Here is a 12,857-nt window from a genome sequence, read left to right on the forward strand (position 1 = left end):
GGTCAGCCTATCCCTGGAATGTGTCGAACGAGTAGATCGATGAGCCAGATCCCGACGAAGGGGCTGATGACGCCGCCGACGCCGTACACCAACAGATTTCGGCGCAGCAGTGCTGCCGCCGAGGCCGAGGTGTACCGAACACCTTTGAGCGCCAACGGAATCAGTGCGACGATCACCAGCGCATTGAAGATCACCGCCGACAGGATCGCCGATTCCGGCGTCGCCAGATGCATGATGTTCAGTCCACCCAGCTGCGGATAGACGGTGGAGAACATCGCCGGCAGAATCGCGAAGTACTTCGCCAGATCGTTGGCGAGGGAGAACGTCGTCAGCGCACCACGGGTGATGAGGAGCTGCTTGCCGATCTCGACGATCTCGATCAGTTTGGTCGGGTCGGAATCGAGGTCGACCATGTTGCCGGCTTCCTTGGCCGCAGAGGTGCCGGTGTTCATCGCGACACCGACGTCGGCCTGCGCCAGAGCCGGCGCGTCGTTGGTACCGTCGCCGGTCATCGCGACCAGCCTGCCGCCCTCCTGCTCCTGCCGGATGAGCGTGAGCTTGTCCTCGGGGGTCGCCTCGGCCAGGTAGTCGTCGACGCCTGCCTCGGCGGCGATGGCCTTGGCGGTGAGTGGATTGTCGCCGGTGACCATCACCGTCCGAATTCCCATGGCGCGCAGTTGAGCGAACCGCTCGGCGATGCCCGGCTTGACCACATCGGAGAGTTCGACGACGCCGAGAGCGCGCGCAGCAGAACCGGTTTCGCGGACGGCAACCACCAGCGGGGTACCGCCGTTCTGGGCGATGTCGTGCACGGTGGCGTCGAGGTCCGTTGTGCCGCCGCCCTCACGAATCCAGCCGTAGACCGAATCTGCTGCACCCTTGCGGATCTCCATGCCCGGTAGATCCAGACCGCTCATCCGGGTCTGCGCGGTGAAGGCCACGAACTCGCCGCGCTCGGATTCGCCTTCTGTCGTTACGGATTCGAAGTCACGCTCGACCAGTTCGACGATGCTGCGCCCCTCGGGGGTACCGTCGGCCAACGACGACAACCGGGCGGCGCGCGCCAGCTCGACGGCATCGATTCCCGTAGCCGGGTGCAGTCCGGTCGCGCGCCGATTACCGAAGGTGATGGTTCCGGTCTTGTCCATCAGCAACGTGTCGATGTCACCTGCCGCTTCCACGGCACGGCCGGACATCGCCAGTACGTTGCGTTGCACCAACCGGTCCATTCCCGCGATGCCGATGGCCGAGAGCAGTGCCCCGATGGTCGTCGGAATCAGGCAGACCAACAGCGCGATCAGCTGGATGGGATCCTGCTGCTGCCCTGCGTAATCGGACATCGGACCGATGGCCACCACCGCGAAGAGGAACACGATCGTCAGCGAGGCGAGCAGGATGTTCAGAGCGATCTCGTTCGGCGTCTTCTGCCGAGCCGCGCCCTCGACGAGGGCGATCATCCGATCCACGAACGTCTCACCCTGGGCTGCAGTGATTTTCACGACGATCTCGTCGGAGAGCACGATGGTGCCGCCGGTGACTGCGGATCGATCGCCGCCGGACTCGCGGACCACGGGTGCCGACTCGCCGGTGATCGCGGATTCGTCGACGGTGGCGATGCCCTCGATGACGTCACCGTCACCGGGGATGACCTCGCCTGCCGAGACGATCACCTCGTCGCCGACATTCAGTTCCGCACCGGCCACCTCGGTGACGACGAATTCGGCACCGGAGGGAGTGCGTCGTCGAGCAACGGTGTCCTGCTTCACTTTACGTAAGCTTGCTGCCTGAGCCTTGCCGCGCCCTTCGGCGACGGACTCGGCAAGGTTGGCGAAGAGCACGGTGAACCACAACCACCCGGTGACGAACCACGCGAACACCGACGGTTCGGCGATCGAGAGGACGGTGGTGACGATGGAGCCGAGGAAGACGACGAACATGACCGGGTTGCGGGCCAAGTGCCGTGGATCGAGTTTGCGGAACGCTCCGGGTACGGCCGTTCTCAGTGACAGGTTCATTGCATGGCCTCTGCTATGGGTCCGAGAGCAAGTGCGGGGAAGAAGGTGAGGGCGGCGACGAGAATCGCGGTACCGATCAGCAAGCTGCCGAACAGCGGACCGTCGGTGGGGAGGGTTCCTGCGTTCGGTGCGCTGCGTTTGGTCGTCGCCAGTGAGCCGGCCAGCGCCAGTACGAAGACGATCGGCAGGAAGCGGCCGAGCAGCATGGCGATGCCGAGGGAGATCTGGAACCAGTCGCTGGTGACCGTCAGTCCACCGAAGGCGCTGCCGTTGTTGTTGGACGCCGACGCATACGCGTAAAGAACCTCGGTGAACCCGTGGATGCCGGGATTGCCCTGATAACTCGTGGTGGATTCGAGAATCACGGTGATGGACGTGCCGACGAGCACGAGGATCGGCATCACCAGTACCGACAGCGCGGCCATAGTGATGGCGCGTCGACCCAGCTTCTTGCCCAGGAATTCCGGGGTCCGGCCGACGAGGAGCCCACCGACGAAGACGGCGATCACGGCCAACACCAGCAACCCGTACAGACCGGTGCCGACGCCGCCGGGCGCGATCTCGCCGAACAGCATGTTCAGCAGCACGGCTCCGCCACCGAGAGCGGACATGCTGTCGTGCGCGGAATTGACTGCACCGGTTGATGTTCCGGTGGTGGAGACGGCGAACAAGGCCGATGCCGGGATGCCGAAGCGAACTTCCTTGCCTTCCATCATCGCGCCCGCAGCCGTTGCTGCGACTCCCCGAGTACCGGACTCGGCATAGAGGGTGACCGCCAGCAGGACTCCCCACAGTGTTGCCATCACTGCAAGCAACGTCAGACCCTGCTTGCGGTTGCCGATCATGGTGCCGAAGGTGCGGGTGAGTGCAACCGGGATCAACAGCAGAGAGATGATCTGCACGATGTTGGTCAGCGGGGTCGGGTTCTCGAACGGATGCGCGGAGTTGGCCGCGAGAATGCCGCCGCCATTGGTGCCGATTTCCTTGATCGCCTCCTGGGAGGCAACGGGCGCAAGCGCATTGGTGACCGTCTGTCCGTCCAGGCCGGTCGAGGTGAAGCCGGTGGAGAAGGACATGATGGTGCCCTGCGTCAGTAGGATGACGGCCACCAACAGCGAGAGCGGCAGCAGAATGCGCAGCGTTCCGCGGGTGAGATCGACCCAGAAGTTGCCGAGTTCACCGCCTGTGGACACACGCACGAAGCCGCGGATGACGGCGATCGCGACGGCGAGACCGACTGCGGCGGAGACGAAGTTCTGCACCGCAAGGCCCAGCGGCTGCGTCAGGTTCGACAGCGTGGTCTCGGGGACGTACGACTGCCAGTTGGTGTTGGTGACGAACGACGCCGCGGTGTTGAAGGCCATCGCCGGGCTGACCCCCGACAGGCCCCCGTTCAGCGGCAACACGCCTTGGATCCGCTGGAGTACGAACAGGAACACGACGCCGGCGAACGAAAATCCGAGCAGGCTGGTGGAGTAGCCGACCCACGTCTGTTCCGAGGACGAATTCACCCGGGCCACCCGATAGAGCAGGCGCTCGACGCGCGTGTCGTGGGACGAGTCGAACACCCGGGCCATGTAGTCGCCGAGCGGCACGTACGCCACGGCCAGGACGACGATCACAGCGCAGATTTGGAAGAACCCAACCACGTCAGAACCTCTCCGGATCGAGGAGAGCGACGAACAGGTACACCGCGACGAACGCGGCCACCGTGAGACAGAGCAATTCGGTCATTGCTCGATCCTGGATCCCGCTACCGGCCACAGCCGGTTTCCTTACGCTTTCTTACGACCGCAACCAGCGGCTATGACGCAATATTTACGCCTACCGCTCCTCGATGTCGTCGACGCGTATCTCCACCACATCGCGATCGAGGGTGACGCCGAGTAGATCCGAGACGACATCGATCGCGATGGTCGCCAGCTCGTCTCCCGCAGCCTGCAGGTCGTCGCCGTACACCCCGATCACCGCGACGAACAGACCGATGCAGGCGTGGTCGTCGAGATGGAGGTCGATCTCGGTCGGCTGCGCACCGTGAACGTCCGCCAGGGCACGACGGAGCGTGGTCTTGACGATGTGGTCGCTGACCTGCAGCGAGTCCTGCGGATCGGCGCCGGAGCCGGCAGGAAAGGCGCTGTCGACGGGCCACGTACGCCTGGTCGTATTACGGACCTTCGAGATGATGGATGCGCTGATATCCACCCAATTCGGTTCCTGAGGTGCGTCCCGAAGTTCGGTGGCAGCACGCGCGAGAACCGAATCCGGCTCTACTGGGTTCGCCATGTTGCCAACCTTTCGCTCAATGTTGCTCGTGCTCTGGTCAACTGACCACGTACCGCTCCTGCGGACAACGTCATGATCGCGCCGATCTCCGGGTGAGTCAGGCCCTCGACCTCGCGGAGCAGCCAGCAGGCTCGCTGGCGGTAGGGCAGTTCGGCCAGTGCGACTCCGAGTTCGGCCATGAAGCTGTCGGCCTCGACATCCGCCTCGGGATCACTGCCCGCCCCGGTGCTCTTTCGCTCGAATACCCAATCTTCTGCGGGAGGAACGCTGCGACGTCGTCGATGATCGATCACTTTGTGCGACACCAACGAGAACAACCATGTTCGCAGAGCCGAGTCGCCTCGAAAGTTGTCCAGCCCCTTCCACGCTGCGACGAACGCGTCCTGCACCACCTCCTCGGCCGCACCCTGATCGGACAGCATGTTTCGCGCGTATCGAAACATCTCCGGACCGTAGCGCCGGACGATCTCCTCGAACGCATCCGTCTCGCCGAGCGCGGCTGCGCCGACGAGTACGCGGTCCGATGCATCAACCCACTCCATCGGGCCCCCAGTTCACGTAGCGGTCATCGATCACGCATGTCTTCGATACCGGTTTACCAGCGGACGTAATCTATGACGTAGATCACTTTATTCGGACGTGCGTTTCGACCATCGAGCTACGACCAACTCCTGTCACACACTCTGCACGACATCCAAGAAGAGAGGCATTCATGAGCTCCACGACGGACACCAAGGCAACCGTATCCGCAGCAGGCGAAGGAAAGACCGACATCACCACCAAGTCGGACTCCGTGCTCGTCAGCTCGCAGGGCCGCACCACCATTGCCGACACCGTCGTCTCCAAGATCGCCGGTATCGCCACCCGTGAGGTCCAGGGCGTCCACGCCGTCGGCGGCGGAGCGAGCCGCGCGATCGGTGCCCTGCGCGAGCGCATCCCCGGTGCCCGCGTCAACCAGTCGCAGGGCGTCTCGGTGGAGGTCGGCGAGCGTCAGGCCGCAGTCGACATCGACATCGTCGCCGACTACGGCGTCTCCATCGCAGACCTCGCAGCGGGCATTCGTCGCAACGTCATCAACGCCGTCGAGCGTATGACCGGTCTCGAGGTCACCGAGGTCAACATCGTCGTTCACGACATCTACCTCGACGACGGCTCGGACGACGAGGAGACCACCGAGGCTCCCTCCACCCGAGTGCAGTGACCGATCCGCACATGACGGAGCGTGACAGGTCCGAGGACATCGCCGACGCCGTACTGGCTGTCGACGGTGTCGTCGGGCTGCACGGCGGCATGTTCGGCGAGGCAGCTACCTACCTTCCCGGACGACGCATCGCCGGCATCCGGATCGGCGACGAAGGCACCGAGGTTCACGTCACTCTCGAGTTCGGGATTGCGGTACGCGACACCGCCGACGCCGTGCGCAGCACAGTGGCAGCGATGGTCGACGGGCCAGTGCACGTCACCGTCGAGGACATTGTGCGAGTCTGACCAGGTGAACGAGCATGCAGCGCACGACCGAGCCGCCGCCTACAAGGCGGCTCGGCGCGCTGTGGCGCGCGAACACCACCCGGATCTCGGTGGAGATCCGGCTCGCTACATGGCCGAACTCGCCGAGGTCGACCGACGCTTCGCCGTACTTCCCTCGACTCCGACCAATGCGGCGAGCGCGCCGACGGCATTCCGCGCCTCGCCGATTCCGTCCCCGCTACGCACTCTGCCCAAGCGGATCGCTCGGATCCGCAAACGCGTCACCAGGCGCAACTACTTCGAACTCTGAGTGGAGATCAACACCATGACCACTGCAACCATCGGTTTGTTCGTGGGACTTCTGCTGGCCATCGCCGCAGCGGCCGGCGGTTTCACCGGCTTCCTCATCGCCATCGTGCTCGGCGGCCTCGGATTCTTCGTCGGCCGCTACGTCGACGGCGAACTGGACCTGAACTCGATCATGCGTGGTCGCGGTCGTGACTGAGACAGCTGCTGTAGACCCCGGTGAGCGCGGCTCTCTGGAGATCAAGCACAAGGCCGTCGAGCGACTTGCCGTCCTCGCTGCCCGCAGCACCGACGCGGTCGCCGGACCCCAGCCCGGACTGCGGGTCCTGGGTGGGCGTGACCTGCCCAAGGCCGACGTGACGATCAGCGGCTCCCGCGTTCGCGCTCAGGTCGCGGTAGCGGTCACCTGGCCCTCGCCGCTGGCGAAGGTAGCCGCTGACGTTCGCGCCGCAGTCGCACGAGACCTGTCCGAACTGGGCATCTACACCGTCGACCGAGTCGATGTCACCGTCCAATGCGTACCCGCCGAGACCACCCGTGAAGAAGGGAGAGTGCAATGAGCGAGAAGGCAAGCAAGAAGCCGGTAGCCAATCCCACCGCAGCCGTACCCGCAATCCTGTTCGCGCTCGTGCTCATCGGTGCCGGCGTGGTCCTCGGCCGCGAGGCGCTGCTGAACCTCGGTGCCATCGACGGCCCCGAGTGGGTCGGCCCCGCCGCCACGAGCCTGGACGGACTCACCGCGCAGCCGTGGATGCTGCCGGGAGGAATCGCCGCAGTCGTGGTCGGGTTCGTTCTCGTCATCGCTGCACTGCGTCCTCGGCGACGCACCCACCGAGCCCTCTCCGAGCAGGACGTCTGGCTCCGCAAGGGCGACGTCGCAACCGTTGCCCGCACCGCCGCACTCGACAGCGTCGGCGTCGATTCCGCAACCGCCAAGGCCGGCAACAAGAAGGTCACCGTCGCGGTGGCCACCGTCGCCGGCACGGACTCCGCGGAGCTGAAGTCCTCGGTCGTCACCTCCGTGGACGACGCCCTCCGCCCACTCGCGTCGGCTCCCAAGGTCCGCACCCGAGTGCGAACGACAGGACAAGCATCGTGAAACGCGCAACCGCTTCGGTCGACCGAACCAGCACCGCCGTCGTCGGCCTCGCCCTGATCGCCCTCGGCGGCGGAGCGATTGCCTGGGAGCAAGGAAGGTTTCCCGGCCGCGAACGTCTCGACGCGGCCTTCGTCGACACCGCCGTCGACGCAGGCTGGTGGCCCTGGGCTCTCGCAGCAGCCGCCATCGTCCTCGTGCTGCTCGGTCTGTGGTGGCTCCTCGCGCACCTGCCGCGACGTTCGGTCGGCACCGTCGCCTTCGCGTCGTCAGCGGATGCAGATGTCGACGGCCGACTCAGCGTCGACCTGGGAACCGCTGCCCGGAGCGCCGCGAAATCCCTGGCCGCTCACGAGGGCGTCGTATCGGCGACCGGCCGTTCGGTGTCCGATCGCGGTCAGAGAGTCGTCGAGATCACCGCGACGCTCGACCCCGCGGTGACGTCCCTCGACAAGGTGGCAGGCGCAGCGGCGCAGACGCGCAACGACATCGTGACGTCCCTCGACGGAACACCGGCGGCCGTCCGAATCCTGCTGCAGTGCGGCAAGTCTCGGAAGCATGTCGTTCGCGTCAGCTGACGCCTGCGGAGAACTCGATCTCCCCAATCAACCCATGGTGGTCCGATCCGGGGAGATCGATTCGTTCCAGAGAACGAGCACGACCGGTGTTGGTGAGAATGTGGTCGATCCCGACGACGGCGGGGGTTCCCTTGTCGGTGGGGTACGTGGGAATCAGCCCCTTCCCCAATTGCGCTGCAACGTCGGAATATCCGGCATCGAGTAGGTTGCGGAACTTCTTGTGCGAATATGTCGTGTTGAAGTCGCCGCTGACGATCACCGGACCGCCGCCCGCCGCTGCCTCCAAATCGTCTCGGAGCGTGTCCAATTCGGCGGTCCAGATATCGGCCGGGGTGATGTAGGCGGCACCGGGATGCACCGCCAACAGCGTGACCGGCTCGGAACCGGGGATCTCGACCTCGGTGGCGAGATTCACCGGGCCGTACCCGTCGAGCTCACGGTTGTCCGAGATCGGGAATCGGCTGTAGATTCCGGCCCCACCGCCGCCTGTCACGTGCGGCCGGAGGTAGCTGTAGGGGAAGAGCTCCTCCATGCCGGCGTCGCGGAGGCCGACCACCGACGCGTCGGTCAGTTCCTGGATCGTGACGACGTCGACGGAGTGATCGCGGGCCTGACCGACCACGACAGTCGGATCGGCCAGCCCGATCATCAGGTTCGCCTGCATCACACGCAGCCGCACGCCCTCGCTGCCCGTCGCGTCCTCGGGTGCCGCGTCCGCCACATAGAGCGGTGCATAGGCGAATGCGCCTGCGGCAAGCACCAGCGCAGAAACTCCCGCCAGGACCCAGCGCCGACCGATCAGCGCCACCAGGGCACCGACCACGACAGCGATGAACATCAACGGAACGAACGACGCCAGCGCGATCAGGACGTTGACCCGGGTGTCGGTGTAGTAGACGCCCAGCGCCACGAGCCCGGTCACGATGCCCAGAATGGCGATCGTTCCGGTAAGAATTCGTATCCAGGTTCGTTGCATCGAACCGAGGGTAGCTACGCCCGGATGCCGACGACCAACGCTGTGATGGTCGTCCAGGTCAGCGACAACAATCCACGCACCGCCGAGAACGAGAACGCCGTGGACCACACCGTACGCGTCGACGGTTCCTCGACCGGAAGTCCGGCGAATCGATCGGCCAGCCAATCCAGCGTGAGTGGCGCACTGAGCGGGTGCAGCGACAGGTGTTCGCTCAGCCGATCCCGTAGATAGGTCACGTGCGCACCGGCCTCGATGTACCGATCCACCTGCCCGTCCACGTCGTCGACGGCGATGATCTGATCGTGCACCGACTGGACGACCAGCAACGGAGCCGTCGGAGCCGTTCGTCCCGGCTGGATATCCAGGAACACCTGCACGATCTCGGGCAGCGCCAACAGATCGGCCAGCGGAACGTCGATGTAGTGGTCCAGGTCGTGTCGAGCCAGTTTTCTCACCGCACGCACGGTCGTCATCGACTCGACGGAATCGAGAATGCGCATTCCGTCCTCGTTGACGTGCTCGCGAACTACCCGATCGAGCTCGGGGTAGGTGCGCCGTAGGCCCGCCACCACCAGCGTTGGCAACGCTGCGTGCAGCGTCGCATTGAGCCGGGTGAACGCCGACCCCGGATCTCCGACGGGTGAGCCGAGAGCGGCACCGACCACCTCTATCTCAGGCGCGTACTCCGGTGCCATCTCCGCCGCCCAGGACGTCGCGAGTCCGCCGCCCGAGTAGCCCCACAGCGCAACCGGCGTGCTCGAATGCAGGTCGAGCGGCTCGAACGACAAGGCCGCGCGAACGGCGTCGAGCGTGCAGAACCCGGGTTCCTGCGGCGAACCCCAATGTCCGTCGGGACCCTCGTGATCCGGGATCGAGATGGTCCACCCACGGCGCAAGGCATGCAGTACCAGCAGGAACTCGAACTGCGGAACTGCACCTAACGCCCGGGAACCACGCCGAAGCGCGTACGACGGGAAACACGAGGACGCGACGCCGTCGATCGCACACTGATACGACAGCAGAACCGGTTCGGCGTTGCGCGGACGCAACACCGTCGTGACGCTGGCCTGGGGAAAACCGCCGAGATCAGCGGTGCGATAGAGCAGCTGCCACGCGTCGACTCGCTGGCGTACGCGACCGAACATCGCGACCTCGACCGGCCGCACCTTCAGAATCGTCCCGGGTGGAACTGCCTCGTATCCCTCGGGCGCTGCATAGAAAGGATCGTCCTCGGGCCTGGTCGCGTCACTGCAGCTCGGTGCTCGTTCCACCGGCCAGGGCTGTTCGTCCCCCAATGATCTGTCGACGCTCATGTCCCACCGCTTCTTGTCCGAGTCCCGTCGTCACACTAACTTGCCCTCGACGACGCCGTTTCATGCAGCCCGCTGCCAATTGGTGATCAGGACATCGGTCGCGTAGCTGAGGTCGAGGCCTTCGCCACCCCAGTCCGGAACGATGGCGTCGGGTGCGATACCGCTGTACTGTCGCCTGACTTCGTCGGCGTCTCCCGACATCGCGGGAGCGTGGATGATCTCGGTTCCCGAGGGATGTCGAAACGAGAAGCGTTGATCGCCGAGGGCTTCGATGAAGAAATATCCGTCGTGCAACGCTCGGTGGTGTTCGCCGCACAGCAGGACCAGGTTGTCGAGTGACGTCGCACCTCCCCGTGAGCGATAGGTGACGTGGTGAGCATGCAGAAATCGGGTGCGGCCGCACCCGGGTACCGTGCAGCATCGGTCCCGAATGATCAACTGACGCAATTGGGTTCGGCTCGGGACTTTCGCCGTCGAACTCCACCGCACAGTTCTACCCAGCCGGCCGTGGCCGACGGTCCGCATGACCGCGGAACACAGCACCTGAGCGAGGGTTTCGTCGTCGAGCCCTGGCCCGTCGTCGAAATGAGCGTGGTCGGACCCTGCTTCGTCGACCCCACCGATGTGCACCAGCACCTCGGCAGCAGGAGAGACGACCGGTGAATCCATCGCAGCGCAGACCATCTCGGCCATGGCAATCATCGCCGGCACCGGGTTGGGCGGTGCCGGGGCCGCCCGGTCACCCTCGGATTCTCCGTCGGTCCTGGTGCGCTCGTACTCCGCCCTGGTCAATGCAGCGAGAAACCGCTTACCGTCCTCGGGCCGAAAGCGGGCCGTCAGCACGAGCGAGCCGTCGTCCTCGTCCCAGCGCCACCGCCCGGCGCACGGGTCGAGGTCGACGCCGTTTCCCTTGGTCGGACGCATCGCCTTCTTCAGACCACGGCAGAGGCGTTCGATGTGCGCAGCCGGGGCGTCGAGCGCCTTCTGCAGCAACGACGCCTCGTTCTCGGCCGTCGCAACGCGAGTCATCGCGCGCACCTTCGAGTACGAGATGGTGCCGCTCAGATACGCCGAGGTGATCAGCGGCAGCTCTCGCATGGCCTTGGCCACGCGCACCTGCTCACGAGCGGTGTGCAGATCGACCCCCGCACGCCACGACAACCAGTGCGCACAGGACCGCACTTCCCAACCCGCCCATCCGCGTCGCGCATCGAACTCGCCCACCAGAATCAGATACTGCGCCGACGCCGCCGCGATCCGACCTGCCAGAGCGCAGATTTCGGTCTCGATTTCCTTCGTCTCGATCCGCCCCGCCTCGGATCCCGCGTCGACCATGTCGATCATGAACGCCCCCATTCATCGAATACATGTTCGAGAAATGTACGACGAGGCACCGACAGAAACTCTCCCACGATGCCCGACGCGTCCCCGCGGGGACGTTGTCACGAGGCGATGCGCCGGGCACGGGAGTCGGCCGCGACACATCCGGCACCCTCTGGGCAGCGAATGCCCTACATGGCCGAAGCACGCAAGTCTCTCGCGCGCTTTCCCAGTCCGCTGCGCGGCACGTGGTTGACGTCGCTGTTCGGCGCAGTTCTGCTCGTCGCGCTGCCGATAGTCATCGCGACGGGATTGCTCTCGTACAGCGCGTACGGTCCACAGTTCGGCCAGGCCAGGCCGGGTGCCGTCGGGTGGCTGCGCTTGCCGTTCTTCGACTGGCCGACGAATCCGGCATGGCTCTACCAGCTCACGCAGGGTCTGCACGTCGGACTCGGCCTGATCATCGTGCCGCTCGTCATCGCCAAACTGTGGTCGGTGATGCCCAAGCTCTTCGAACTACCACCGGTGCGATCGCCGGCACATGCGCTCGAACGACTGTCGCTGCTGGCACTGGTCGGGGGCCTGCTGTTCGAGATCGTGACGGGTGTTCTCAACATTCAGTACGACTACGTGTTCGGTTTCGACTTCTACGCCGCTCACTACTTCGGTGCCTGGGTGTTCATCTCCGGATTCCTCGTACACCTCGCGCTCAAGGTCCCGCTGATGTGGAGGACCCTGAGGTCGGAGTCGTTGATGGACGTACTGCGCGCCAGGAACGAAGCTCCGGAACAGCAGAAGAACGACGACCGACCGGCGACCATGGGTCGACGCGGTGCCATCGGATTGGTCGCTGCCGGAATGGGATTCGTTGCCGTGTTGACGGTAGGACAGACGGTCGGCGGAGTGCTGCGCAAGGCCGCGATCCTGCTGCCCCGCGGACGCTCGTACGGCGACGGCCCCAACGACTTTCAGATCAACCGAACGGCCGAAGCGGCCGGGATCACCGAGGCGCAGACCGGGCCCGACTGGCAACTGACGATCAGCAGCGCGGCCGAGGACGCCGTCCCGATCGTGCTGTCCCGCGGCAGGCTGCTGTCGATGCCGCAGCGCACTGCCGAACTGCCGATCGCGTGCGTCGAAGGATGGTCCACCACGCAGACGTGGACCGGTGTCCCGTTGGCCGAACTCGCTGCGCTGGCGGGCGTACCCGCACCGCGATCGGCTGAGGTGAGCTCGCTGGAGCAGAACGGAGCCTTCACTCGTGCGGTGTTGCAGGGAAATCAAGCGGCGCACCCGAATTCGTTGCTGGCCTTGAAAGTCAACGGTGTCGATCTCTCGCTCGATCACGGATTCCCCGCGCGAGTGATCGTTCCTGCCCTTCCGGGTGTCCACAACACCAAGTGGGTTGCTCGCATCGTGTTCCGTTCGTGACTTCCAGCTGTGGCTGTTCAAACCTCCGTCGATGGTAAAGAATCGGTGATCGGCGGCCCGTGGGGCCGCCGA

At 65.0% G+C, this 12,857-nt stretch carries 16 protein-coding genes; 8 read left to right on the top strand and 8 right to left on the bottom strand.

Features of this window, described 5'->3' with window-relative positions:
• Window positions 1-2: 2 nt before the first annotated feature.
• Genes kdpB through NY08_RS16775 form a run of 5 tightly spaced genes read right to left on the bottom strand, consistent with a single transcriptional unit; the run spans window position 3 to window position 4,840 of the window.
• Window positions 3-2,015 (bottom strand): potassium-transporting ATPase subunit KdpB, encoded by a 2,013-nt coding sequence (gene kdpB / locus NY08_RS16760; RefSeq protein WP_045197614.1) that lies wholly within the window; start codon window positions 2,013-2,015, stop codon window positions 3-5.
• Window positions 2,012-3,664, bottom strand: coding sequence for a potassium-transporting ATPase subunit KdpA (gene kdpA / locus NY08_RS16765; protein ID WP_032396875.1), 1,653 nt, complete (start codon window positions 3,662-3,664; stop codon window positions 2,012-2,014). The genes kdpB and kdpA overlap by 4 nt, the downstream gene beginning before the upstream one ends.
• A gap of 1 nt (window position 3,665) precedes the next feature.
• Entirely contained in the window at window positions 3,666-3,779 is a 114-nt protein-coding gene (locus NY08_RS25625) for a potassium-transporting ATPase subunit F (protein ID WP_230596946.1), read from the bottom strand.
• A gap of 60 nt (window positions 3,780-3,839) precedes the next feature.
• Window positions 3,840-4,298: a hypothetical protein gene (locus tag NY08_RS16770; protein ID WP_045197616.1), complete on the bottom strand. Its 459-nt coding sequence runs from the start codon at window positions 4,296-4,298 to the stop codon at window positions 3,840-3,842.
• Window positions 4,283-4,840 (bottom strand): RNA polymerase sigma factor, encoded by a 558-nt coding sequence (locus NY08_RS16775; protein ID WP_032396877.1) that lies wholly within the window; start codon window positions 4,838-4,840, stop codon window positions 4,283-4,285. The genes NY08_RS16770 and NY08_RS16775 overlap by 16 nt, the downstream gene beginning before the upstream one ends.
• A gap of 170 nt (window positions 4,841-5,010) precedes the next feature.
• On the opposite strand from NY08_RS16775, the gene NY08_RS16780 reads away from it, so the two are divergent.
• Genes NY08_RS16780 through NY08_RS16810 form a run of 7 tightly spaced genes read left to right on the top strand, consistent with a single transcriptional unit; the run spans window position 5,011 to window position 7,745 of the window.
• Entirely contained in the window at window positions 5,011-5,499 is a 489-nt protein-coding gene (locus NY08_RS16780) for an Asp23/Gls24 family envelope stress response protein (RefSeq protein ID WP_032396878.1), read from the top strand.
• Window positions 5,500-5,510: 11 nt separating this feature from the next.
• Window positions 5,511-5,786, top strand: coding sequence for an Asp23/Gls24 family envelope stress response protein (locus NY08_RS16785; protein WP_045200614.1), 276 nt, complete (start codon window positions 5,511-5,513; stop codon window positions 5,784-5,786).
• 4 nt (window positions 5,787-5,790) lie between these two features.
• Window positions 5,791-6,075: a hypothetical protein gene (locus NY08_RS16790; RefSeq protein ID WP_032396879.1), complete on the top strand. Its 285-nt coding sequence runs from the start codon at window positions 5,791-5,793 to the stop codon at window positions 6,073-6,075.
• A gap of 15 nt (window positions 6,076-6,090) precedes the next feature.
• Window positions 6,091-6,270 (top strand): hypothetical protein, encoded by a 180-nt coding sequence (locus NY08_RS16795; protein WP_032397316.1) that lies wholly within the window; start codon window positions 6,091-6,093, stop codon window positions 6,268-6,270.
• A complete protein-coding gene (locus NY08_RS16800; RefSeq protein WP_158462582.1) occupies window positions 6,263-6,631 on the top strand; it encodes an Asp23/Gls24 family envelope stress response protein in 369 nt (122 codons plus the stop codon). Before NY08_RS16795 ends, NY08_RS16800 begins: the two co-directional genes overlap by 8 nt.
• Window positions 6,628-7,170 carry a DUF6286 domain-containing protein gene (locus NY08_RS16805; RefSeq protein WP_045197619.1) on the top strand — a complete coding sequence of 181 codons (543 nt, stop codon included), beginning with the start codon at window positions 6,628-6,630 and terminating at the stop codon, window positions 7,168-7,170. The genes NY08_RS16800 and NY08_RS16805 overlap by 4 nt, the downstream gene beginning before the upstream one ends.
• Window positions 7,167-7,745 carry a hypothetical protein gene (locus NY08_RS16810; protein WP_052049929.1) on the top strand — a complete coding sequence of 193 codons (579 nt, stop codon included), beginning with the start codon at window positions 7,167-7,169 and terminating at the stop codon, window positions 7,743-7,745. The genes NY08_RS16805 and NY08_RS16810 overlap by 4 nt, the downstream gene beginning before the upstream one ends.
• Here NY08_RS16810 and NY08_RS16815 read toward each other — a convergent pair.
• From NY08_RS16815 to NY08_RS16825, 3 genes are read right to left on the bottom strand one after another with little or no spacing between them, the layout of a single operon-like run.
• Complete coding sequence (locus tag NY08_RS16815; protein WP_045197620.1) at window positions 7,738-8,721, bottom strand: endonuclease/exonuclease/phosphatase family protein; 984 nt, start codon at window positions 8,719-8,721, stop codon at window positions 7,738-7,740. The two genes, NY08_RS16810 and NY08_RS16815, sit on opposite strands and share 8 nt — an antisense overlap.
• Before the next feature lie 14 nt (window positions 8,722-8,735).
• The gene (locus NY08_RS16820) at window positions 8,736-10,034 is read right to left on the bottom strand and encodes a lipase family protein (RefSeq protein WP_045197621.1); all 1,299 of its coding nucleotides are present in this window, start codon (window positions 10,032-10,034) and stop codon (window positions 8,736-8,738) included.
• A 60-nt stretch (window positions 10,035-10,094) separates the two neighbouring features.
• Window positions 10,095-11,378, bottom strand: coding sequence for an HNH endonuclease signature motif containing protein (locus tag NY08_RS16825; protein ID WP_158462584.1), 1,284 nt, complete (start codon window positions 11,376-11,378; stop codon window positions 10,095-10,097).
• A gap of 162 nt (window positions 11,379-11,540) precedes the next feature.
• Between NY08_RS16825 and NY08_RS16830 the strand changes: the two genes are divergently transcribed.
• Window positions 11,541-12,785, top strand: coding sequence for a molybdopterin-dependent oxidoreductase (locus tag NY08_RS16830; RefSeq protein WP_045197625.1), 1,245 nt, complete (start codon window positions 11,541-11,543; stop codon window positions 12,783-12,785).
• Window positions 12,786-12,857: the final 72 nt, after the last annotated feature.

The sequence above is a fragment of the Rhodococcus sp. B7740 genome, assembly GCF_000954115.1.
Taxonomy (GTDB): Bacteria; Actinomycetota; Actinomycetes; order Mycobacteriales; family Mycobacteriaceae; genus Rhodococcoides.